General features: G+C 61.1%; 3 protein-coding genes. 2 read left to right on the forward strand and 1 reads right to left on the reverse strand.

The features are described 5' to 3' along the window. On the reverse strand, positions 1-665 hold a 665-nt coding region (panB, locus tag CN311_RS30140), incomplete at its 3' end, for a 3-methyl-2-oxobutanoate hydroxymethyltransferase (protein WP_097577234.1). Positions 666-939: 274 nt separating this feature from the next. Between panB and CN311_RS30145 the strand changes: the two genes are divergently transcribed. Further along, on the forward strand, positions 940-2,046 hold the full coding sequence (locus CN311_RS30145; protein ID WP_097577235.1) for a helix-turn-helix domain-containing protein: 1,107 nt from the start codon (positions 940-942) through the stop codon (positions 2,044-2,046). A gap of 209 nt (positions 2,047-2,255) precedes the next feature. Beyond that, a partial coding sequence (locus CN311_RS30150) for an alpha/beta hydrolase family protein (RefSeq protein WP_097577236.1) occupies positions 2,256-2,986 on the forward strand: 731 nt, incomplete at its 3' end.

The following is a 2,986-nucleotide window of genomic DNA, read 5'->3' on the forward strand; positions in this document are numbered from 1 at the left end:
ACCAGGCTCTGGCCGTCGCAGTCGCCGCTGGCGCCGATGCCGATGGTGGGGATGGAGATGTGCCGGGTAAGGTCGGCGGCGACGGTCTCGACGGTGCCTTCGATGACCACCGAGAACGCACCGGCCTTTTCGACCGCGTCCGCATCGCGAAAAAGTGCTGCCACATTCTCCTCGCTGCGGCCCTTGATCTTGTAGCCGCCTTCGCTTTCCACCGATTGCGGCAGCAGGCCGATATGCCCCATGACTGGAATGCCGGCCGCAACGATCGCCGCGATCTGCCGGGCAACAGCGACGCCGCCTTCCAGCTTGACGGCCTGGCAACCTGTCTCCTTGACGATCCGCCGCGCCGAGGCAACGGCCTGGCGCGGCGAGTCCTCATAGCTGCCGGCCGGCATGTCGACCACAACGCAGGCCTTGGCGGAACCCCGCATCACTGCTTGCCCGTGGGCGATCATCATTTCCAGCGAGGCGCCGAGCGTGGTCTTGTGGCCATGCAGGACCATGGCGACGCTGTCACCGACCAGAAGCAGGTCGACATGGTCGTCGAGCAGGCGCGCGACCGGATAGGTGTAGGCGGTGAGGCAGACGATCGGTACGCCGCCCTTGCGCCGTCGAATGGAACGGGCGCTGATCCGCTGATCCGCGTCGGATGCGTCTGGGGCCAAGCTTCATCTCCCTCAAGACCAGTCAACCATGTACCCGCGCGGGGCGCGCAGAGCTTTAGGGAGACGAAACAAGCTTGGCAAGCATGCGTCCGGCGGGCGCGAAAGCGCCGTAAGCGGCGTTCTCGATGAGATGCGCAACGAATTGCCTGGTTGGTCGCGAATCTTAGGCTTCCGCGTCGGATCCACGCGACAAAATTTCATCTAAGAATTAGGGGCGTCCACCACCGTCACCCTCGGCGCGATGAAGAAGCCTTTTACGTGATAATGGTTATATATGCCGTCGATACCGCTGCCGTTTGTCATTTCGCTTGTTCTGCTTCTTATCCTGGTGCGGATGATCCGTCAGGGACAAGGAAAGCTCGGGCTGTTTCCGTTGCTCGTGGCCGCCTTCGCAGTTCAGGCGACCGTGTCGGGGTTGAACTGGAACGTCGGTTGGTATCCGGCACGCTTCATCCAGCCGGTCCTCGCCGCTGTCCTGCCCGCGCTTTCCTTCGCCGCCTTCGATCAGCTTCGGCGCAAGAACCTGGCGAAACCCTCGGACCTGTGGCCGCATTTAATGCCGGCGTGTCTCGTCGCGGTTCTCGTCGCCTTCTGGCGTGCGCCAATCGACATTGTTCTTTTCGCGATCGATCTCGGATACGGCCTCGCGCTCTTGCGAGTTGCGCGACAAGGCCCGAGTGCGCTTGCGGCTGTGCGTCTCAGTGACGAGTGGACCGCGCACAAGGCGCTCGTAGCGGTCGCGCTGCTTCTCATTGTCACCGCCTTTGTCGATGCAACGGTATCGCTTGATCTCTCTTTTGGCGATGGGCGGCAGGCCCAGATGATCCTGACCGCCGCGAGCGTTCTGTGGCTGGCAGTCGCCGGTTACGCCGCAACGGTCGCGGACGACACTCGCCCTGACACTGAACTCAAAGGCACGGAGGAGGGTCTCGCATTCGCCACCTCCGCGCCACTGCCTTCACGCTCTTACACTTCGCCGGTCAGCGAGGATCTTTCCGAGGCGGACGAGGTCGTTATACGCCGGATTGATGCACTGATGGCCGAGCAGCATCTTTATCGCGATCCGGACCTGACACTGGACCGTCTTGCACGGCGCGCCGGAACACCTGCGCGACAGATTTCTGGGGCAATCAACCGGGTTCATGGCCGCAACGTTTCCCAAGTCGTGAATGAATACCGGGTCAGCGATGCGCAGCGGCGGCTGGTCTCGACGCGCGATCCGGTGACGGTCGTCATGCTGGAATCGGGTTTTGGTACGAAGTCGAACTTCAATCGCGAGTTCCAGCGCATCACCGGCATGACACCGAGCGCCTATCGCCGGGTCGGCAGCGAAAGGTCCGCGGCACCCGAAGCGCAAGACGGGGCACCTGTCGCCTCGTAATCCGGCACCCAGGGCTGCATTCATCGCGCGAAACGACCTTGATCACGATCTCGGACGTCCAAGATCGCGTTCGAGGGCGAGCCATCCTGGATTCCGGTCAATCTTGGGCCTGAACGCTCAGGCTCATTCTAATCGGCGACTAGCAACGATCCGAACTCCGGTGCGAGGACTGACAGCGTAACGATGATGACGAGCGCAAGAGGAAAGCAATGAAGTCCTTGATGAATATCTTGGCTGCGCTTTGGGCCGTCGGGTCTTCGACGTTGGCGGTGCAACAACCGGCCGTCGCCAGCGACAATGTCGGTGTGCATCAGACTGTGGCTTTCTCCAAAGAGCGCGGGATCGATCTCGACGTGACCGTTTGGTACCCGGCATCTTCAGGTGGCAAATCGGTTATGCTTGGTGAGAGCATGTTTTTTGTGGGAACGCCCGCCATGCTCGATGCCCCAATCTCTGATGGAAAATTTCCTCTGATATTGCTGTCCCATGGCGCTGGCCTGGCAGGAAACCCGCAAGCCTTGGGCTGGATCGCGATGCCATTGGCGAAGCAGGGGTTCGTTGTGGCGGCCCCCACCCATCCCGGAAATGCAGGCGCAAACCGATCCGCGGCGGAAACGATGAAGCTTTGGCTGAGGCCTGCCGATGTCACCGAAACCTTGAATGCGATGGGCAAGGCTGCTTTTTTCGAAAAGCACATCGAACATGACAAGGTCGGCATTCTCGGGCTTTCCATGGGCGGAAGCACAGCCTTGGCGATAGCCGGTGCCCGCATCGACGCCAAACGCTTGGCGGCCTATTGCGACACGGACACGCTCAACGCTTCTCTTTGTGGATGGGTCAGGCAAAGCGGCGTTGATCTTCACGCCATGGATTTGACATCGGCCGGCCGCGACAATGAAGATGCGCGTGTCAGATTTGCCATGGCGATTGATCCTGCACC

The organism is Mesorhizobium sanjuanii (genome assembly GCF_002529485.1).
Taxonomy (GTDB): Bacteria; Pseudomonadota; Alphaproteobacteria; order Rhizobiales; family Rhizobiaceae; genus Mesorhizobium; species Mesorhizobium sanjuanii.

Bases quoted from the DNA above. Each gene is read 5' to 3' on its own strand.
- CN311_RS30145 (WP_097577235.1), top strand. From the start codon at position 940: ATGCCGTCGATACCGCTGCCGTTTGTCATTTCGCTTGTTCTGCTTCTT.